Raw genomic sequence first — 20,055 nt, 5'->3', positions numbered from 1 at the left:
CGTTTACAGCAGCACGTCGCTTGTTATAAAATTTACATAATAGAGTAAGAGGATATTTTTTTACCTACCCAAGGGGGGTTCAATATGGTCTCATATGCACGCTTGCGAACGCGTAATCAAATTACGATGGCAATGCTGACCTTATTAAAAACTCACCGGATTGAAGACATTGAAGTTACTCAGATTTGCGAAGCAGCATTTATCAAGCGCAGTACATTTTATCGGTATTTTCATGATAAAATTGACTTGTCCGAAGCCGTTCTTGATAAGTTATTAGACAACTGGCAGAACGATGGTCAAGAAGAACATACGGCAGCCGAAATTGCTGACTTTTTCATGGATAATTATGATGTGTTATCTCATTTGAGAGTCGATCCGAACAGTCGCCACTATGCAGAAATTCAGCGGATTTTGCAGAATTGGCTGATGACCCATATCACGGCAGAAAGCGAGTCTGCGCCGGCGGTCATTTACAAAATTAGAAGAGCCCATGATCCCATGCTGTTAAGTGTTTTTTTACTTGAAGGGGTGTTTGGCGTGTTATCACAGGCTAACTTGACTAATCAGCGAGACCGCTTGCGAGTTAAGGCATTTCTAGTTGAAGTTGTTGAACGTATTGATCAGTCTAGTAGATGATTGGTCGTTGAATTGACGAGTTTTTCAATAATTGTTTAAGCAAAAAGAAACCTGATGTTCGGTTGTTGACTGAACATCAGGTTTCTTTTTGCTTATTTTGTCTTTGGTGCCCAAAAGGTGGTCATGTCCCGTTTAAATTCGATAGCGTCATCGATCAAATGATGGCATAACTTTGGATCAATGGCGGTGCCCCAGGTAATGTGGAACTGGCGTTTCGTTGCACGGTACCCCAGTGTTTTAATATGGTCTAAATGCTTTTCGAAAATGGGCGCTTCTACAGCGACAGCCATATCTTTAGCGGCAGCCGAAAAGCCAATAATAAAGGTATCGTGGTCGGTGAACATGGGTTGGTTCCAGGCGATCCGCAGTTCAAGTTGAGGATATTGAGCCTGAATATCGGCTAACATCTCACGGAGTTGTGTAGCATTTTCCGGTTTAGTTATTGAAGCTAGATAGTCGTCTAAAGTGTTGTATTTTGCCATAATGTCACTTCCAAGCAATTTTCTCTCAGTATAGCGATTCTTGCTGAGACACGCAACGTCGTCACAGCGTCACGACTTTGGTACTGATTGCCTCAATGAAATCGCGGTCGTGTTCTGTAACTAACATCGTTGGTTGAACGCTTTGAATAACGGTGCTGAGTTGTTCCTGGTTAAACACATCTAGGTAGTTTAGCGGTTCATCCCACAGATAAAGACTGGTTGGAGTCGCTAAGCTAGCAGCTAATTCAACCTTTTTTTGCTGACCAGCTGATAGCTGTTGAATCGGTGTTTTAAACGCGGATCGTGGCATGCCCAGCTTCTTTAAGTTATTTAATAAATCTTGATAGCTCAGTTGCCGTTTTTCCGCAAAGGTATTGAGATTGCCTAAATTATCCGGATAATGTTGACGAACTAAACTGCGTGAGGCAGTTTCAGTGAGTTGAATTTCACCAGTAATATCGCCCTTGAACTGATCTAAAATAGCGGCAATCAAGGATGACTTACCACTGCCATTTGGACCAATTAGCGCTAGGCGGTCGCCGCGGTTTAATTCAAAGCTGACGGGCTTACTAAATAGCGGATGGTCACCATAACTCAGCTGAACGTCTCTTACCCAAAGCAAGGTTTCGTGATGATCAGGTTGATAATTCATCGTTAACGGATCGATGAATTCCACGTTTTTTAACAGTGATTCCTTATCCGTAAGAGCTTTATCCATACGGTGCTCCAAATTTTTAGCTTTTTGCATCACTCGCGCGGAACGGGCACCGATAAAACCAGTGTCATAGACTGCACCGCTACCTTTTTTATGCGGATTACCATATTTATCACCTTCTCGAGATTGGCTCCATTGGCGTTTATTGGCCGCGGTCTGTTTTAAGCGATCGATGTCGTGGCGTAGCTTGGCCTGTTCAGCATACTCCGACTGATCCTTCAGTTGCTTAGCGTGATCGTAAGCTGAATAATTACCCTGAGTTAAAACCAACTGCTGTTTTTCAATCGTTAGGGTGTGATCCGTGGCCACATCTAGGAAGTGCCGGTCATGAGAAATGACGATGAAGCCTTGCTGAACGTGCTTTAAATAGTCAGCAATCTGGTCTCGTCCTCTGATATCCAGGTGATTAGTCGGTTCGTCCAATAGTGGGAAACCGGTATGACTAGCAAAAGTGGCTGCCAGCAGGACCTTCGTTTGTTCACCGCCGGACAGACTTTCATATGGGCGGTAAAGTAGGTCATCGTCGGTGTGCATGAGGGAAAGCTCACGCTGAATTTCCCACAACTCGGCGGTGCTGGTTTCAGTAGCAACTACCCAGGCATCCTGAGTAGCGTCCTTAACGGGTTGCGGAAAATACAGCGGTGTTAGTGGCATAGTGATGGTGCCTTGACCCGTCAGTTTTCCACGGATAAGATTCAGCAGGGTGGTCTTTCCCCGTCCGTTACGACCGGTGAGTCCCAGTTTCCAGCTACTGTCAAAGTTTAAGTCTTGGTTGGTGAATAGGTTGGTTTGCCCGGGATAGGCAAAGGTTAAATGAGTGATTTGAATTGTCGACATAGATGTCCTCCAGTTTTTTGCGGGCACCGTGACAGTTTTTGACATCAAAAAAGCACCTGAGAACAATTCTCCAGGTGCTTTACGCAAAGCAATCAATGCGTTTGGGCTCGCTAGAGAAGGTCTAGGTCAGTGCCAGAACTGCGCAGTATCCCCCTGTATTGGGAATCACGGTGCTAGGTTCTAACGGTTGACTTAGATCTTCAATGGGCGAAGCCTCCTTTTTTGTTTGTGTCATTAAACTAACATGTTTGGGGGAGGAGTGTCAACTAGTGATCAGTTGATTTTTTTCAAAAAATAGTGTCAGTTCTCCGGTTTACCAAATTTTTGCCAGTGTTTAGCCAAATATTGGACGGTTAAGCTGTTAGGGTGTTTAACTAAGTTTAATGGCTCGCCGGCAGCAACGATCTTCCCACCGGCAGCACCGCCACGAGGACCCATATCAATCAGATAATCGGCGTTTAGCATCAGGTCAACATCGTGAGTGATAATGAGAATCGTAGCACCATTGATCCGCAAACGGTCGATGATTTGCAGGAGCGTTTGGACGTCTAACGGATGCAAACCAATTGAAGGTTCATCGAAGACAAATAGGGTTCCTGCTTGTTTCTTAGTAAGGTGACTGACCAATTTTAGCCGTTGCGCTTCACCACCAGATAGGGTGGGGGTGCTTTCACCCAGGTGAAGGTAGGCCAGGCCAACTTCTTTGAGTTGTTTAAGCTGGTGTTCAATCTTGGGCACGTCTTTGAACACCGGAATGGCTTCTTCAACGGATAGATTTAGTAGGTCAACGATGGAGTAGCCGTGCCATTTAATTTGTTGGATTTCGTCCTTATAGCGGGCACCGTGACAAACTGGACAGACCTCTTCCATGTCTGGTAAATATTGAATATCTAGTGTGATATTGCCCAGACCGCCGCAGTTGGGGCAAGCGCCTTGCTTATTATTGTAAGAGAAGTAAGCAATACCGTATCCCTTGGCCTTAGATTCTGGTAAGTTAGCGAACATGTGCCTGAGGGCATTCATGATATTGGTGTAGGTGGCTAATGTCGAGCGGGCATTTTTACCCACGGGACTAGCATCCACGCTGACCACATCCTGTAAATCCGTGGTTAATTCACTCACTTGTTTCGGTAATTTCTGTTGTTTCTTACGTGCTTGAATGGCTGGTACAAGCGAATCGATAATCAGGCTAGTTTTACCGGCACCGGAAAAGCCGGTGATTGCTGTGACCTGGTTGTCTGGGAAAGTGGCATCAACGTGGTGTAGGTTGAAATGATGATTGATTTTTATGTGGGTAGCTTTACCGGTAGGATTCTTAGCACCATGTTTAGTTTGCAGAATAGCAGAATGACCGGAGATAAACGGGCCAATGAGTGACTGGGGATTGTCGACGAGTTGTTTCGGCGTTCCCTGAGCAATCACTTGACCACCTTCATCCCCAGAGCCCGGACCAATTTCGATGACCCAGTCCGCAGCAGCAATAATATCGACTTCATGATCCACGACCACCAGTGAGTTGCCCTGTGCAATTAGTTGCCGAAAAACGTTGATCAGACCCTTGATATTATCCGGGTGTAAACCAATCGATGGTTCATCCAAGACATAGAGTACACCGGTGGTTTCGGTCCGCAGCGTTCGAGCTAGTTGAATACGTTGCAGTTCACCCGTTGATAGCGTGTTACCGTTTCGCGAAAGGCTAAGATATTCTAGGCCAAGTTCCAGTAACGGGCGTAAATTATCATCCAATTCAGTGAACAGAATTTTAGCCAGCGAAGCCATATCGTCAGGCAATGCTGCCTTAGTGTCAGCTTCCCATTTTGCCAAATCATTAAGCTGCATATCAGCCACTTCAGCAATGTTCTTACCGCCAACTAACTGCTTTAAACGCTCTGGGTTTAACCGGGAACCGTGGCAGGTTGGGCAAGTTGAAAAATGGTAAAACTGATTGATTCTTGCGATTGACCGTTCGCTGGTAACGGATTCCAACGAATCTTCAACTGCTGCATAGGCGTTTTCATATAGTGCGTTATCCATGTGAAAGACTCGACCAGTGCCGGAACTGATATTTACCGGATGAGTTTCCTTTTTACCGTGAAGCACGATGTTTTTTTCTTTGTCTGTGAGATCTTTGTAAGGGACATCGGTGCGAACACCCAGAGTTGCAACTACCTTTGGCATAAAGTTACGACCGGGCAGGTGCCATGAACCCACCACGCCTTGGTCAATGGTCAGATTTTCATCGCCAATCAGCTTGGATTCATCCAGCTCCCGGACGACACCTAGACCGTGGCAAGTGGGACAAGCGCCAGTGGAGTTGAAGGAGAAATCTTCAGCACCGTTAGCCATGAACCGGGCACCACAAGTTGGGCAGGTAATCATGCCCATGTCATCGCCAGATAAATCCATCTTCTGAGCGATTTCGATGGTTGGGGAAATTCGGTGACCATTGGGGCAGACCACGGAGCCTAACCGTGAAAAGATCAAGCGAACCACGTTAAAAGCTTCAGTAAGTGAGCCCACCGTCGATCGTTCTGAAGGAATATTAGGTCGCTGGCGCAGTGCCAACGCTGACGGGATGTGCTTTACTGACTGGACTTGAGATTTTTTGTTCTGAGCGATTCGTCGCCGAGTATAGGTGGAGAGCGCGTCTAGGTACCGTCTAGACCCCTCAGCGTAGAGAATACCCATTGCCAGGGAACTTTTTCCCGATCCAGAAGGGCCAGAGATTGCTACGAACTGATTTAGCGGAATGTCGACATCGATATTTTTAAGATTATTGACATTGCCGCCACGAACTTCAATATGATCAATTGGTTGAGTCACATGAGCACCTGACTTTCTTTTAATTGAATGGTTCTATTCTAACTTAAATTTAGGTTGGTTTAAAATATCTGATACCATGTTGTTAGATATAAATAAATAATAATAATTAATATAAAAAAATCATTATCATATTTGTAGCGTTCACTCGGTGAAATTTGCTATGCTGGGACTATAGAAAATTGATGGTCAACTCAGTCGATAAGGAGGAATTACTATGGGTTTATTATGGTCACTAATTGTTGGTGCTATTATCGGAGCAATTGCTGGCGCGATTACTAACCACGGTGCCGCAATGGGCTGGATTTCCAATATTGTTGCCGGCTTGATCGGCGCATGGCTTGGCCAGGCACTACTCGGTACCTGGGGACCAAGCTTAGCGGGAATGGCCTTGATCCCTTCGATTATCGGCGCCGTTATCCTAGTTGTAATTGTTTCTGTAATCTTTGGAATGCGTAAAGATGATGCTTAAGAAAGGCGGATGATGTCATGGATGCTATTCAATCAGTATTCAAATTCATGGTTGCCAGCACGTTGATCGTAGGCGGCGTATTAGTCGGTGGAACAGTATTTGCGGCTAAAAAAGTCGATTCCATTGGTGACCTGGTGCAAAAGAAATTGCACCGTTAATGCCTACTCAAAAACCGCACCTGTCGAGTGCGGTTTTTTATTTTGAAAAAATTCGGTGTTAGAATAAAAGTGAAATTAAGCTATAACGAGGTTTTTTAGTAAAGTTAAAAATGCAACTTAAAAGTCGTCTTTGTCAGAAATTTAGAAAAATTCTAATTTACCCTTTAAATTAGAATGATTACATTGTACAATGAGCTTGTAGCAAATTCTAAGGAGGTTTTCACATGAGTTTAGTAGGAAAACAGATTGAGGAATTTAAGGCACAGGCTTATCAAAAGGGTGAGTTTATCGATATTACCGATGCAGATTTGAAGGGACACTGGAGCGTTGTGATGTTTTATCCAGCTGACTTCTCGTTTGTCTGCCCAACCGAATTGGAAGATTTACAAGATCAATATGCAACTTTACAAAGTTTAGGGGTCGAAGTTTACTCGGTTTCTGAAGATACTCATTTTGTGCACAAGGCATGGCATGATGAATCAGACGCCGTTGGTAAACTGCAATACGCCATGATTGGTGACCCATCACACAAGTTGGCTAAGATGTTTGACGTCTTCGATGAAGAAGCTGGGTTGGCGCAACGGGGAACGTTCATTTTGGACAAAGATGGGGTTGTTCAGTCCCTCGAAATCAACGCGGACGGCATCGGCCGGAACGCTGCTGAATACATTGACCGCATCAAAGCTGGTCAATACGTTGAATCCCACCCAGGCGAAGTTTGTCCTGCTAAGTGGAAGGAAGGTTCCGAAACCTTAACTCCAGGCCTCGATCTTGTAGGTAAGATTTAATGTTAAACGATCAATTAAAACAACAGCTGAGCAGTTATTTACAGTTGCTTCAACAGCCAGTGGTTTTCACGTTAGACGCTGGCGATTCGGCAAATGGCACTAAGGTCCGCGACTTCTTAAACGAAGTGGCGGCCTTATCACCTAAATTGTCGATTGCTGAAGGTCACTTGAAACGACAGCCCAGCTTCACGTTGGACGCTCAAGGCGCGCAACCTTCTGGGATTACCTTTGCCGGAATTCCACTGGGGCACGAATTTGAGTCCTTCGTATTGGCACTCTTGCAGGTTTCCGGTCACGCACCGAAGATTTCAGAGAAAGTCCGTCAACAAATCGAGGCGATTGATCAGGACCTCCACTTTGAAACCTTTGCCAGCTTGAGTTGTCATAACTGTCCAGACGTGGTTCAAGCATTAGATATTATGAGTTTGCTGAATCCGCACATTACCCACACCATGATTGAAGGCGGGATGTTCCAGGACGAAGCAGAGGCTAACGATATTATGGCTGTTCCAACCGTTTTCTTGAACGGTGAAGAATGGCATAACGGTCGCGCAACCTTGGAACAATTGGTTAACAAGGCGCAGGGAAAAGCTGCTGTGGCAGCAGTTAATGACGACGTTGCCGATAAGGTTTATGATGTTTTGATTATCGGTGGCGGTCCTGCTGCTGGTTCAGCTGCGGTATATGCTGCCCGAAAAGGGTTATCAACTGCTGTGGTGGCCGACCATCTTGGTGGTCAACCCCTTGAAACGGTGGGAATCGAGAACTTGATCGGTACCGACTACATCGAGGGTGAACAGCTGATGCAAAACATTCAAGCTCAGATGACGAAGTATAACGTGACGTTAATTGACGGTCAGACAGTGACTGGTCTGACTGAAGGCGTCCCTGTTCAAGTTCAATTAAAGGGTGATGCTACGTTGAAGGGTCGGACTGTGATCATCGCTACTGGTGCACACTGGCGCAACATCGGGGTTCCTGGTGAAACTGAATTTAAGAACAAGGGTGTGGCCTATTGTCCGCACTGCGACGGTCCGCTTTATAAGGGCAAGAACGTTGCCGTTATCGGCGGCGGTAACTCTGGTGTGGAAGCTGCAATTGACTTAGCTGGGATTGCGAAACACGTTTCCGTGCTGGAATTCGGTCCAAAGATTTCGGCGGATGCGGTATTGGCTACTAAAGCACAGTCGTTAAACAACGTTGATCTGATTACCAACGCGCAAACTACTAGGATTGAAGGTGACGGCCGGGTTAATGGGCTCACTTATACTGATCGTTCGACTGGTGATTCAAAAACACTATCAGTCGATGGTGTTTTCGTTCAGATTGGTTTGGTTCCAAACACGAGTTGGCTGTCTGATTGCCTGGATATGAATCAACAAGGTGAAATTATTGTCAATGAAAAGGGTGCAACTAGTTTAGCGAATGTTTTTGCTGCTGGTGATTGCACTAACTCTGCTTACAAGCAGATTATTATTTCAATGGGTTCAGGTGCTACTGCTGCCCTGGGTGCTTTCGATACGTTAGCACGTGAGGTTACGGTTAAGGCTTAATATCGCGGTTGAATTAAAGTCATGATTTGATTCTTGTTAGGATTGAATCATGGCTTTTTGTTGCCACTTTCACAGCTGACCAAAACGCGGGCGCCTACGGTTACTGAGTGGTTGAGAATATCAAAAATGCCGGTCGTGGTTAGTCCACAATCGGCATTTTGTACGTGTTCAATTTTTACAATGATTTAATTTCTGACATCACATTTTGAGGTAGCTTTAATTCAGCTGCTTTGATGGCATCATCAATGTATTCAACTTTACTTGCACCCAGTAAGGCGGTGGTGATCCCCGGAATCGACAGAACGCCGGCGAAAGCTAGTTGTGACATTGAAATACCCGATTCGTCTGAAATGGTTTTTAATTTTTCAACAGCTGTCTTATCTGCATCATTGAAGTATTCCTTGATGAGCGGTTCGCCTTGGGCAGCGCGACTATTGCTTGGCATGGCACCGTTGAGGTACTTACCAGTGAGCACACCGCGAGCCAGGGGGCTATAAGCTAGAAAGCCAACGTGAGAGTGTTGGGCTAATCTCAGAACTGCTTGATCATCGTGCTTACTGAGGATGTTATAGCGGTTCTGCAATGACGTCAGCGGGTTTAATCGGCGATCCTTGATGATTTCCAGTGCCTGAGTCAATTGGTATTCGGTATAGTTAGAAACGCCATAGTAACGAATTTTACCTTCGTCAACCAGGTCACTGAGGGTAGTCAGGGTTTCGGCCAGTGGGGTACTATTATCGAACAGATGCGCCTGGTACAAATCGATATAGTCAGTTTGTAGACGCTCCAATGAAGAATCAATCTGCTGGAGGATATGTTCCCGAGATAGTGATGGGTTGCTCATGACAGGATTGGTATTTGAACCAACCTTAGTTGCCAAAACGAGGTTGGAACGCGTGCCTGAGTGACGGTTGAGCCATTTACCGATGATAGTTTCGGATGTGCCATCGCCGTACGCGGGTTTCTCGTCTTGACCAGGACCGTAGTAATCGGCTGTATCGATTAAATTAATGCCGCTGTTTACGGCATGATCCAGAATGGCATTTGAGTCTGCCTCTGAAATCCAGCGGCCGAACGCCATGGTTCCTAAGCCAATTTGAGAGACCTTTAAGTTACTATTGCCTAATTTTACTGTTTTCATGTATTTCCCCCTATTTTTCAGGTTGATCGGCTGAGATTGAAGTATCACGGAGTTGCTTGAAGTCAGCTAAGGATTTGGTGTACTTGTCAATTGCCATATCGGATGCGAACTTACCTAATGGTAAGCGCAATGGTAGGTGATCAAAGTTATTCGTGACTTGATTGTAAATGATTTCAGCTGCAGCGTTGGGATCGCCAGCTTCATGATGAGCGGAAGCACTAGATTGTTCAATGGATCCAGCAAATTGCTGATAGTCTGGTGTGGTTGGCATTGCCTTTTGTGAAGACCGACCAGCCCAATCAGTACGGAAGCCACTAGGTTCAATCAATAAAACTTTAATATTTAAGTCCTTAACTTCTTGAGCCAGTGATTCACTCATGCCTTCAACAGCATATTTAGTGCCATGATAGAACGAAAGTGTTGGGAAGGAACGCAGACCAGCAATGGATGAAAAGTTAACGATAACGCCGCTACGCTGTTTACGCATAGTAGGAAGTACCGCCCGGGTCATATCAACTAAGCCCCAAACATTGACGTTAAACATGTATTGAACGGCATCACGGTCACTTTCTTCAAAGGTACCGAAGTAACCGAGACCCGCGTTATTAACTAGCACGTCAATGCCACCAAAGCGGTCGTTGACCTGCTTAACGACTTGGTCAATTTCATCTTGCTTCGTAACGTCTAGTGTCAGTTTTTGAATCTGACCATGATCGTACTGGTCGAGATAGTCCAGTTGGTCCGTATGGCGAGCCGTTGCCACCAAGTTTAAATCAGATTTTTGTGCCAGCAAGGTTGCCAGTGAGCGACCAAAGCCAGTTGATGTTCCAGTGATGAGCCATGTTTTGTTTGCCATATCAAGTACTCCTTATTCGTCTATTTGATTCATTATATAATACTATTTTAGTTCTTTTCGGCAGATTGTGAATCAATTGCTATTTAATTTTGATAACTCAGTGAGTAATGCTCGTTTGACTGGCTGAATCGCGGATGGATTGTAGACGTCGTAAAAAATGCAATCGTGAAATTTGGTGGTAGGTTCAATGCCCACGTAACGGAAAGTAATCTCCAGTGGTTTCAGCAAATCAGTTACCGTGAGCCCCTTAGTCAGCGGATTTCCTGGTGCGTAAGTTGCCTGAACCGCAGCCAGAGTTGTCACGTAGCCGAACTTTTTACCGGGCATTAAGGCCACCGGCTGGCCATTTTCGTCTGAATCGTAAAAGCGGTGTAATGCAAATACGTCATCAATATAGCGTTTTAGTCCCCACGGTACCGCATACCAGTAAAGTGGAAAATAAAGGAGAATCAGGTCTGCCCAGCGGAACTTGCGGTATTCCTCGTCAGCATCATAATTGGTTACTTCTGTGAGTTTAACCTCATTATGTTTGGAGAGCTGTTCTTGACTGATATTGATCAGAGTTTCGGTTAGCTTACCGCCCGCATCAGGATGCGGTGTGTAGCCGTTGATTAACAAAATACGCATCAAAAGTCGACTCCTTTCTAAAATGATCATAGCATGGTATGCCACAGATTTGCAGCAAAGAGCGTGTCTTTAGTAGGGTTCGCATTGACTTAATTTTACCGGACAACTTGCATTTTGCAAAAATTCAGTTATAATTCTAATTAATATTTAATGTCGGACTTACAAACAAGTAGCGCTTTATCTGGGTGTCAGAAAGTTGGCGGTTGCTGCGAGCCAATCAGGGTAAAGTTGACGAAATACGTAGACGTCGGCAATGGTTACCGCTAGAATCCATTATCTTCTGGTGAGTGGTGTACAGTGATGTGCACAATTTGGGTGGTACCACGGTAGAGTCTGATCGTCCCTGTTGCAATAATGCAATGGGGGCGATTTTTTATTTGGGAGGAGTTAATCATGATGAGCACCAGCAATGGCGGTATGGCACGATATTGATCAACCAAGTCGTGGAATATTAACCAACAACTAAAAGGGAGATCAAGCGTATGTTAAAGATTAAATTGAGTTTAAGAGAAGCCATTATTATGTTAGTGATTATTTTAGCCATTATGGGATTAGGTGTGATTGGTTTAGGCCTGTCACCGCAAGTGCCGGTGTTACTGGCGATCACCGTGACCATTTTCTGGGCCAAGTTCAAGGGGTTGTCCTGGGATGATATCAATCACGGTATCAAGGATGGTATTGATAAGGGAATCATTCCCATCGTGATTTTTATTTTGATTGGGGCCATGATCAGTACTTGGATTGCTGCCGGTACCATTCCGACGTTGATGGTGATTGGGTTTAAGGCCATCAGCGCACAATGGTTCTTACCAACCGTTTTTCTAGTTTGTTCACTGGTTGGTGCCGCGGTGGGGAGTTGCTTTACGGTGGTTTCCACTGTGGGGATTGCCTTCTTCGGTATTGGTGTCACCATGAACTTTAGCCCCGCACTGGTTGCCGGAGCAGTGATTTCAGGAGGTGTTTTCGGCGATAAATGTTCACCGTTATCTGAAACCAATAACTTAGCTGCTGCCGTTGTGGATACCGACCTGTTTGACCACATGAAGACGATTTTATGGTCAACGGTACCCGCAGCTGCCATCTCCACCGTTGCCTTTGCTTTCCTCGGTTTTGGTCATAACCACGCTGATTTCGCAAAAATTAATACCACCGTTGCCGCACTTTCCCAGGACTTTCACATTTCGTGGGTTGCCCTGATTCCAATCGTTTTAGTGTTCGTTTGTGCCGGCTTTAAAATGGCCGCCATTCCAACGATGTTATTAAATGTGTTGGTGTCAGCTATCATGATGTTCATTAACAATCCGTCCTTGGGTGTGACGAAGGCCAGCAATATTATTACTAATGGTTTCGTTGCTAAAACCTCTAACGCAGAAGTTAACCTGTTGTTATCACGGGGTGGCATTGTCAGCATGATGCCCACAGTGGCACTGATTGTCCTGACGCTTTCTCTTGGTGGGCTGTTAGTTAACTTTGGCTTAGTTAGTGCCGTAATGACACCATTGGCTGCACATCTGAACTCACACGCCAAGTTAGTGACCGCTTCTTTAGCAACTTGCATTGGTATCAATATTTTCGTTGGCGAACAATTCTTATCCATCATTTTGCCTGGACGTTCATTTAAGGAAACCTTCAATAATGGCGGACTGGAAAGTTCAGCTCTGGGTCGGACGTTGGAAGATGGTGGGACTGTCTTGAACTACTTGGTGCCTTGGGGCGTTGGTGGTGTTTTCCTTGCCAATACGTTGGGCGTACCAACGATGACTTATCTGCCATTCGTTTTCTTCAGCTTATTGTGCCCAGTGATGTCATTGATCAGTGGTTTTACGGGGATTGGCTTACACACCGAGTCGAAACGTGCTGAAGCCAATGTTTAGGACCAGTGGTTATCACTTTAACTGACTTTTCGAGCGATAAATGATACACTATCCCTGTGAAATAAGAAAGGATGGATGACAACATGGCAGTGAACTTAACTAAAGAAGAATTAAAACAATATGACGGTAAGGATGGCCACAAAGCATACGTTGCAGTTGACGGTACCATCTATGATGTAACTGGCGTTGAGGCTTGGCAGAATGGTGAACATCATGGTAATCTTGCTGGTCAAGACTTGTCAGAAGTGATCACCCATGCACCACATAAAAAGTCAGTTTTGGCTAATTTACCCGTTGTTGGGAAATTGGTTTAATACAGCTTTGTTTTTAAATACGAATAGCTTGGAAGCTAGCCATGAATCGGTAGGTTTCCAAGCTATTTTTGTGTGAGAATGAAAGAAAATTTGGTCTAATAGACCGGATAAGGTAAACTAAAGGTAGTTAATTTTACTAGTGGGGGTGCTCAAATGTCGATTTCAAAAAAATCAGTAATTTGGACGAGTATTGTGGTTGCACTTTTTCTGGTCTGTCTCGTCTATCCCGGACAAGTTTTCGGTGCGATTGGCAAACTGATTTCAGTGCTGAATCCGCTGATTTTAGGTGGTGTGATGGCTTATGCCGTTAATTTGCTGTCCCGTCAATTAGAAAAGTGGCTGTGGCCGCATGCTGGTCAAAAATGGGCTCAGGGTTCACGACGACCGTTGGCAATTTTATTTGCCTTACTGATTATTGTGATGGTAATCGCTGGGGTTATGCGATTGGTCATTCCACAGTTCGTTGATGCCATCAACAGCTTTTTTAAGACCTTGCCTAGTACCTTAAACGACGTCACCCACTGGCTGAATCAAATTGATCAGAATCATACGATCAGTAAGCGCATCACGGCTGTCACCTCATCCTTTAATTGGCAGTCGATTGAAGCTAAGGCTACCAAGTACCTTACAGCTGGTGCGTCCGGGCTGTTTAGCTCAACGGTGTCGATTTTTAGTAACATCTTTGCTGGCGTGATCAACTTTGTTTTATCATTTGTGTTTGCGATTTATTTAATTAGCGGCAAGGAAAAAATTGGCGGCTGGTTGAACCGCCTGATGGATGACTTTCTGCCAACCAAGTTCGTTGCTAAGACTCGTTATGTTCTTCGAGTAACTGATAAGATGTTTTCTAGTTTCATTGCCGGACAAGTATTGGAAGGTTTCATTCTGGGGACGTTATGTACCTTAGGGATGATGCTGTTTCGATTCCCAGATGCGCTTTCAATCGGTGCGTTAGTTGGTATCAGCGCCTTAATCCCAATGATTGGCGCTTGGATCGGTGGGGTAGTCGGTTTTGTTCTCATCGCAGTGACTTCGCCAATTAAAGCAATCCTGTTTGTCGTGTTCATTATCGTTTTGCAGCAGGTTGAAGGAAACCTTATTTACCCAAGAGTGGTGGGCGGTACCATTGGCCTACCTGGTATTCTTGTATTAGGTGCTATTACTGTTGGTAGTGGGTTAGCAGGTATCGTTGGCATGATGCTGGCTGTGCCGGTTACAGCAACGCTATATCGGCTGATGCGAAATGCGACGTTTAAAAAAGAGGGTATTTTGAAGGAATAGCAGTGATTTAAAGCAATAGCGCTAGAGTAATCGGGAGACTGCTCTGGCGCTATTTTGGTGGTTCACTGCTTTTATATAGCCGAATCGCGCTACACAACTCAGATGCCGGCCGTGTAAGGAAGCTAAAGCGGTGCCGTCCCAAGTTCAGGACCACACCGCTTTAGCTTCCTTACACTCTGGCATCTAGGCGAGTTGTTCCGCGCACTGATTTAATCGCGTTCAACAACTCAGATGCCTGCCATGTAAGTAAAGTAAAGCGGTACAGTCCCCCAGTTCAGGACTGTACCGCTTTACTTCACTTACACTCTGGCATCTACCGAGTTGTTTCACGCACTAATCAAAGTGCCGCCAATCCTTATCCAACAGGTACCTTGCCACAAACAAGCCCAACGGTAAGAAGAGGATAATCAACGCTGCCCTCGTCAGCCACAGCGCGCCATTACCAATTTCATTTAAGCCAATGTAGAAGATACCACGATAAATATAAAGACCAGGAATCATAATCACGATCGAAGGGACCGTTAAGGAAATTCGTGGATAACCATTCTGTCGGTTGATGATGGAAGCTAATAGTCCCGCTACCAGTGCCCCGCAAAAGGCTGCCGCTGGTGCCGGAATCGTGTTGAAATCAACCAATTCCAGTCGTAAGGTATTTGCCACGGCGCCAATCAGTCCCGAAGTAATCGCCATTCTCTGTGAACTATTAAACATCATGGAGAAACCATATACCCCGAAGAAACTAGCGGGGAGTCTTAATAATAAGACCATTAACGGGCTTAAACCCAGTGAAGCGAAATTTTCTGGTTGGAAATTAATGATCAGGGCTACCAGCCAGCCAACCAGCGTTGCAACACTGGTGATCATAATGGCGTAGCTCAGTCGTTCAAGTCCGGAACGCATATCCAGTTTTGATAAATCCAAGAAACTAGTGATAAACGGGAAGCCGGGAATCACAAACAGCATCGCACCAATATAGCCAGCTTCGTGATTACCAGAAATAGGATACATGAATTGAAGCCCTTTAAAAGCTAAAAAATATGTCAATTCAGCAACACCGACACTGACGGCAATACCGGAAATCGTGGTTAATTTGTGTTTACCCATCTCACCGCGAAGCCAGTTCCCAATACCAGCACCAATGAAGGTACAAAACATTTCAATCCAGCCACCACCCAGCAAAAAAATAAATGATGCACAGGCAATCGCAGCTGCCAGCCCCTTCACGATTGGTGAATAGTGTCCTGGTGTCTGCTGAATATCGTCTAGCTTATGATGTAATTGCCGAATGGTCAGGTGTGAGTACTTTTCCTCAAACTGTTTTACAAAAGTTTCTAAGACGTAAAGCCGGTCGGTATTAACACCGGTATTGGGCAACGCCAAAATTTGTGAGTAGCTGTGACCTGCATCAAAGCAGGTGAAATTAATAGAAGTTAATCCAATATCTGCAGAGCAGGTTAAATTTAGTACGCGCGCAACTGTATTCATTGCGTCACGCACACGCCAAGCTCCAGTCCCACAAGAGAGCATCATGATGCCAATTCGACCAACAACGGATGCCCGAGCCTTGACCCGCGCATCTTTGATTGGCAAGTTTTGGTTTGGAGCGAATTCTTTCCACGGAATTGCCATATGATGTTGTTCTGATGGAACAAAATTCTCTGGTTGTTCTCCCTCTTCAGTCACTTGATTTCCCTCCAAATAAATTTGCTTCTCTCATTATAGCCTTGAATCGTTAATTTTCACAAGGCTACATTCTTATGGTATCGTAATGATAAGTCAAGTTTGAAGGAAGCGGATGGCATGAGTACCACGACAAAAGCAAAAATCATGGCAGCAACCAAACAGTTGGTTGTTTCGCAGCCATTTGATAAAATTACCGTCACAACGATTATGACCGTGACCGGTATGCGCCGACAGTCTTTTTATGACCATTTTCGTGACAAATACGATGTGCTGGCTGAGATTTATTCTACCGAAGTTAAAGCAGCAGTGAGGTACTGTGGCAACTATCAATTCTGGCCGCAGACCTTATTGGCCATGCTGACCTACTTTGATAGTAACCGTACCTTTTATCAGCACGTATTGGAGCTGGATGTCCAAAACGCTCCGGAAGCGGTCATCCTTGAACACTTAAAGACGATGGTGGGGCAGATTTTTACCAGCCTTGGTAAATTTGAAAAAATCAGTATTGATAGCAGCTACTGTGATTTTCTACAAAAAACGTTGGGTGGGACACTATTTCTTTCATTAAAGGACTGGTTTTACCATCCAGATGATGTTGATTTACAGACGGAATATCAATATTTAAAGGCTTATTTAGAAGATGGTATCAATGGGTTTCTGTTACGCACGAAACGAATCAGTAGCTATCAGAAACGGACTGAAATCGCTTAGTGCTGACGTTCGTTGTTGACGAATACCAATTCATTATTGCTTGACCGAGCAGCATCATAATGCCAGTCTGGATGATCAAACTGGGTAACAGCAGTCACATCATGGATGTCATTTTCAGCCAAATAACGGACCATCTCGCCACGGGCCATTTTGGCTAACGTGGCTTTTACTTTTAGCTGACCATTTACTTCTGAGCCGAAGATGACACTGATTATCCGGTCGGCTGGTTGCAAATAGGGTGTGATTGCCTTGGCATATTCCTGAGAAGCCAGATTTAATACGGGTCCTTGATCAAACTGAAGTGCCTGATACAGTTTATTACCCCAGAATTCGTATAGGTCGTGTGCGCCGGCAACTTGAATTGCAGACTGCATTTCCAGTCGATAGGGAATCACACCGTCAAAGGGGTGCAAGATACCGTAGAAACCCGATAGAATACGGAGATTTTCTTGAACGTAATCTAGGGCAGGTGCAGTGAAGAGGTCCGGTGCCATGTATTGGTATTGGATACCGGTATAGGCTAGAATAGCGGGTGTGAGTTGAGCATCTAAGTCCATTTGTTGTAACCAATGATAATTTTGACGCGCAAGTTTGTCACTGCAACGCCACATGGTCTGCGCATTCTCGTAGCTCAAAGTTTTCATTTTGTGAAGGATTTGACGTGTTTCTTCTATATATTGTGGTAATCCTTTAATGTCAAAATCGTTAGTATTAATAATCATTTTTTTGGTTGGTGCAATGATGATTTTCATTTAGAATCTCCTAATAGGATATTTAAAAAACCGCGTGAACGGTGCTGTTTAAAGCTTAATCGAGTTGTGTGAGAGATGCAATATTAAATCTGGTTGCCAATTTATTTAAAAAAGTCTTGCACAATCGAATTATTTGTTGTATAGTAAATCTCATAGAAATTTTGGAACGATTAATTAAATAAATTTGCTCAGCACTAAGAACTTTTTCTTAGTGACACGACCCGGACAGGAGAGAGACCTGACTGGGTCGTTGTTTTTTTATGGGCATCTTAATTGTCGTTTCACCTTAATGGATCCTTTTGGTTTGAAGATATTCGAACCCCTATGGAGTTGATTCCCCCCAATCAACTCATGCTGATGATAAATCAGAGACCCCCAGTAATCAAAACGATTACCCGTGAAGTTATGCAGTTTGTATAATCGATCAAATTTTCAGGCGGTGTGCTTTATTAGTAAACCAGTAGTTGAACTTTGTTGATGTCTCCTTCAAAGTTTGAATGAACGTTAAATCGTGATAACACATTGAAAAGGTAAGGATATTTCATTTCTAATTTAAAAAAGTCTACTAAGTGATTAGTAGGCTTTTTTTGTTGTGATTTTGATATTTTAATGATATTACCCAATAACACATATCGCTAAATATGTCTTTTAAACGAACAAAGAATCGATCATTATCAAAAAAATTCGGTTTTTTGAAATTGTTTTATATGTAACTGTAACTGTTTACATTTTTATATTTGTAAGAAAATGTATCCGTTTTAAAACCTAATCAGCTAGGATTTAGCAGTTAAAATGTAAACGTTATAACTTTTTCACAATACTATTTTCATCACTTTTTTGTAATGTAGCTGTAATGGTATTCCAGAATCCTTGATGTTATAGTCTTTCAGTTGCGTTAATTATTGGGGGTCAATAATTAACAACCGGGACAACGATTTTATTTTCATAACGATTCAATTTTCAATATTTAGTTGTAACAAGCACGACTCTCTCTCGTGTGTTACTTTTGGAGAATTTTTAAGAAAAAGCTGATAGCCGAGACACTTTAGAATTTAAGGAGACTAATCAGTATATTATGAATAATCGTTTAATGGGTACTTTATTAACATTTGTTGCTGTCGTTGCAGGTTTGAGTTTTGCTACACCGAGTCATGCAAGTGCTAAGATCGTTACTGACGCAGACGCCACAGAAGGCATCAAGACCATTCAATCATTTGGATCAGCAGCTTCCGATGGGGGAAAAGCTACTGGTAAAGCTAGTTTGACACCAGCCGCTAAGCGTTGGCAATCAAAGACCATTACTTATAAGATTGCCAGTAAAACGAGCTATTACAAGTCCGTTTGGAAGTCAGCCATTAAAGTCTGGAACCGTAGTGGTGTCGTTAAATTGGTTGCTACTTCCGGTAAGGCTGATATTACATTATCAAACAGTAATTCACCAATGGGTAAAAATGGTTCCACTGTTGGAATTACCTACTCTTCATACTACAACAACAAAACTTTAAACGGACTAGCAGTAATGGCCAGTGCTAAATCATACGTTTACACCAACGTTGCTAACCGCTATCACTATTCAAAGAGTGAGCGAACGAACGTGGCTGAACATGAACTGGGTCACGCCCTAGGTTTAGAACATAATGTTGGTAAAAAAAGCGTCATGTATTACGCTACCAGAGATCAATCCGTATCAAAACCTGATGTAAATGGATTGGCACACAGTTACCGATAAAATCAAAAATTAAATTAGAAATGAAATATCCATTCCGGGGGGGATGGATATTTTTTTGTCCTGTAACGAGTAGTTTTTGTAAGAAGGACACATACATAGTATATGTATCAAAAAGACACTGTTTTTGACAATTTTTAAAAAAAGTCAAATCTTTTTAAAAAAATTATGTGTAAATGAAACTGTTTCTTTTTTTAAATTTTAAAGGGAATGTATTGCCTCCAAAGACTACCAGACTGGACCTTTAGGCTAGATACTAAATGTTATAACATTTTCACAATCTACTTTTTGACACTACTTTTGTAACATACCTGTAATGGTATTCCCTAAAAATAGGTGCTATAGTCCATTTCGTTGCGTTGGTTATTGGGGGTCAATAATCAATATGGGAACAACGATTCAATTTCCAAAGTATCATGGTTTAGCAATTTTATTATGACAAACACGACTCTCTCTCGTGTGTTATATTTTTGGAGAATTTCTTAGAAAAAGCTGATTGTCGAGACACTTTAGAATTTAAGGAGACTTTCAGTTTATATGAATAATCGTTTAATGGGTACATTGTTGACTTTCGTTGCCGTTGTTGCAGGTTTGAGTTTTGCTACACCTAGTCATGCCAGTGCCAAAAT

The 20,055-nt window shown here is 43.6% G+C and carries 18 protein-coding genes; 10 read left to right on the top strand and 8 right to left on the bottom strand.

The window, feature by feature from the left end; translation table 11 throughout:
• Nucleotides 1-84 precede the first annotated feature (84 nt).
• On the top strand, nt 85-636 hold the full coding sequence (locus AC6H04_RS04260; protein ID WP_497570514.1) for a TetR/AcrR family transcriptional regulator: 552 nt from the start codon (nt 85-87) through the stop codon (nt 634-636).
• A 92-nt stretch (nt 637-728) separates the two neighbouring features.
• Here the strand turns inward: AC6H04_RS04260 and AC6H04_RS04255 are convergent, their stop codons facing one another.
• The 3 genes from AC6H04_RS04255 to AC6H04_RS04245 all read right to left on the bottom strand — a co-directional run bounded on the left by AC6H04_RS04255 (nt 729) and on the right by AC6H04_RS04245 (nt 5,493).
• Nucleotides 729-1,118 (bottom strand): iron chaperone, encoded by a 390-nt coding sequence (locus AC6H04_RS04255; RefSeq protein ID WP_497570513.1) that lies wholly within the window; start codon nt 1,116-1,118, stop codon nt 729-731.
• Between the two features lie 61 nt (nt 1,119-1,179).
• Nucleotides 1,180-2,670, bottom strand: coding sequence for a ribosomal protection-like ABC-F family protein (gene abc-f, locus AC6H04_RS04250; protein ID WP_497570512.1), 1,491 nt, complete (start codon nt 2,668-2,670; stop codon nt 1,180-1,182).
• A 300-nt stretch (nt 2,671-2,970) separates the two neighbouring features.
• Nucleotides 2,971-5,493 carry an AAA family ATPase gene (locus tag AC6H04_RS04245; RefSeq protein ID WP_497570511.1) on the bottom strand — a complete coding sequence of 841 codons (2,523 nt, stop codon included), beginning with the start codon at nt 5,491-5,493 and terminating at the stop codon, nt 2,971-2,973.
• Nucleotides 5,494-5,707: 214 nt separating this feature from the next.
• On the opposite strand from AC6H04_RS04245, the gene AC6H04_RS04240 reads away from it, so the two are divergent.
• The 4 genes from AC6H04_RS04240 to ahpF all read left to right on the top strand — a co-directional run bounded on the left by AC6H04_RS04240 (nt 5,708) and on the right by ahpF (nt 8,461).
• Nucleotides 5,708-5,962, top strand: coding sequence for a GlsB/YeaQ/YmgE family stress response membrane protein (locus tag AC6H04_RS04240; RefSeq protein ID WP_098825354.1), 255 nt, complete (start codon nt 5,708-5,710; stop codon nt 5,960-5,962).
• Between the two features lie 17 nt (nt 5,963-5,979).
• On the top strand, nt 5,980-6,120 hold the full coding sequence (locus AC6H04_RS04235; RefSeq protein ID WP_098825352.1) for a hypothetical protein: 141 nt from the start codon (nt 5,980-5,982) through the stop codon (nt 6,118-6,120).
• A gap of 224 nt (nt 6,121-6,344) precedes the next feature.
• Complete coding sequence (ahpC, locus tag AC6H04_RS04230) at nt 6,345-6,908, top strand: alkyl hydroperoxide reductase subunit C (RefSeq protein ID WP_497570510.1); 564 nt, start codon at nt 6,345-6,347, stop codon at nt 6,906-6,908.
• Nucleotides 6,908-8,461, top strand: coding sequence for an alkyl hydroperoxide reductase subunit F (gene ahpF, locus AC6H04_RS04225; protein WP_497570509.1), 1,554 nt, complete (start codon nt 6,908-6,910; stop codon nt 8,459-8,461). The genes ahpC and ahpF overlap by 1 nt, the downstream gene beginning before the upstream one ends.
• Nucleotides 8,462-8,636: 175 nt before the next feature.
• Here the strand turns inward: ahpF and AC6H04_RS04220 are convergent, their stop codons facing one another.
• The 3 genes from AC6H04_RS04220 to AC6H04_RS04210 form a co-directional block, all read right to left on the bottom strand.
• Nucleotides 8,637-9,602: an aldo/keto reductase gene (locus AC6H04_RS04220; protein WP_497570508.1), complete on the bottom strand. Its 966-nt coding sequence runs from the start codon at nt 9,600-9,602 to the stop codon at nt 8,637-8,639.
• A 10-nt stretch (nt 9,603-9,612) separates the two neighbouring features.
• Nucleotides 9,613-10,458, bottom strand: coding sequence for an oxidoreductase (locus AC6H04_RS04215; RefSeq protein ID WP_497570507.1), 846 nt, complete (start codon nt 10,456-10,458; stop codon nt 9,613-9,615).
• 72 nt (nt 10,459-10,530) lie between these two features.
• Nucleotides 10,531-11,085 carry an NAD(P)H-dependent oxidoreductase gene (locus AC6H04_RS04210; RefSeq protein WP_497570506.1) on the bottom strand — a complete coding sequence of 185 codons (555 nt, stop codon included), beginning with the start codon at nt 11,083-11,085 and terminating at the stop codon, nt 10,531-10,533.
• Between the two features lie 482 nt (nt 11,086-11,567).
• On the opposite strand from AC6H04_RS04210, the gene nhaC reads away from it, so the two are divergent.
• The 3 genes from nhaC to AC6H04_RS04195 all read left to right on the top strand — a co-directional run bounded on the left by nhaC (nt 11,568) and on the right by AC6H04_RS04195 (nt 14,554).
• Nucleotides 11,568-12,959, top strand: coding sequence for a Na+/H+ antiporter NhaC (gene nhaC, locus AC6H04_RS04205; RefSeq protein WP_497570505.1), 1,392 nt, complete (start codon nt 11,568-11,570; stop codon nt 12,957-12,959).
• Between the two features lie 83 nt (nt 12,960-13,042).
• Nucleotides 13,043-13,273, top strand: a complete 231-nt coding sequence (locus AC6H04_RS04200; RefSeq protein WP_497570504.1) for a cytochrome b5 domain-containing protein — start codon at nt 13,043-13,045, stop codon at nt 13,271-13,273.
• A 153-nt stretch (nt 13,274-13,426) separates the two neighbouring features.
• Nucleotides 13,427-14,554: an AI-2E family transporter gene (locus AC6H04_RS04195; RefSeq protein WP_497570503.1), complete on the top strand. Its 1,128-nt coding sequence runs from the start codon at nt 13,427-13,429 to the stop codon at nt 14,552-14,554.
• Between the two features lie 333 nt (nt 14,555-14,887).
• Here AC6H04_RS04195 and AC6H04_RS04190 read toward each other — a convergent pair whose 3' ends face one another.
• Entirely contained in the window at nt 14,888-16,183 is a 1,296-nt protein-coding gene (locus AC6H04_RS04190) for a threonine/serine exporter family protein (RefSeq protein WP_497570552.1), read from the bottom strand.
• Between the two features lie 171 nt (nt 16,184-16,354).
• Here AC6H04_RS04190 and AC6H04_RS04185 point away from each other — a divergent pair, with 171 nt between their 5' ends.
• A complete protein-coding gene (locus tag AC6H04_RS04185) occupies nt 16,355-16,948 on the top strand; it encodes a TetR/AcrR family transcriptional regulator C-terminal domain-containing protein (RefSeq protein ID WP_497570502.1) in 594 nt (197 codons plus the stop codon).
• Here the strand turns inward: AC6H04_RS04185 and yaaA are convergent.
• Nucleotides 16,945-17,700, bottom strand: a complete 756-nt coding sequence (yaaA, locus tag AC6H04_RS04180; protein ID WP_497570501.1) for a peroxide stress protein YaaA — start codon at nt 17,698-17,700, stop codon at nt 16,945-16,947. The two genes, AC6H04_RS04185 and yaaA, sit on opposite strands and share 4 nt — an antisense overlap.
• Before the next feature lie 1,075 nt (nt 17,701-18,775).
• On the opposite strand from yaaA, the gene AC6H04_RS04175 reads away from it, so the two are divergent.
• On the top strand, nt 18,776-19,429 hold the full coding sequence (locus tag AC6H04_RS04175; RefSeq protein ID WP_497570500.1) for a matrixin family metalloprotease: 654 nt from the start codon (nt 18,776-18,778) through the stop codon (nt 19,427-19,429).
• The last annotated feature ends 626 nt before the right edge of the window (nt 19,430-20,055 follow it).

Source organism: Secundilactobacillus sp. MJ173 (assembly GCF_059704265.1).
The sequence above is the reverse complement of the archived record's forward strand: the minus strand, read 5'-3'. Positions and strand labels throughout refer to the sequence as shown.